Origin of the sequence: Romboutsia sp. 13368 (genome assembly GCF_018336475.1) — a bacterium.
GTDB lineage: Bacteria > Bacillota > Clostridia > Peptostreptococcales > Peptostreptococcaceae > Romboutsia.
Map to the genome: position 1 here is coordinate 836,930 of NZ_CP048741.1, position 434 is coordinate 837,363.

Here is a 434-nt window from a genome sequence, read left to right on the forward strand (position 1 = left end):
AAATTAAGAGTTTTAAAAATATAATATTAAAAATTATAATTTTTTGATATATATTACAGAACTTAGGGGTATATATAAAGCGTAGTTTTGATTTGATGCTTTTTCAATATGCTTTCTAAGAAGTACTATTTCATAAGGAGTAGCAACTATTAATTCTCCATATAATTTATCTAAAGATAAGTAAGTGTAAATTTCAACATATTCATTTAAAAGTGATTTTGCTATTTCATACATAATATCAACTCCTAAGCACTATCATACTTATTATAATATATGAATTTGTATGTAAATTTGACACTAAAAAACTTATGAATATTTCAAAAGAGGTTATTATATGATAGTATTAGTAAAGAATAAATAACAAAATANNNTTACGATAGGCAAATTGACAATTGCCCAAACATTGGAGTTTACTCCAACATCTCTTTGTAGTG

At 23.0% G+C, this 434-nt stretch carries 1 protein-coding gene; it reads right to left on the reverse strand.

Translation table 11 applies throughout. The features are described 5' to 3' along the window. Window positions 1–33 precede the first annotated feature (33 nt). Window positions 34–234: an ATPase gene (locus G3997_RS03415; RefSeq protein ID WP_296648132.1), complete on the reverse strand. Its 201-nt coding sequence runs from the start codon at window positions 232–234 to the stop codon at window positions 34–36. Window positions 235–434 lie beyond the last annotated feature (200 nt).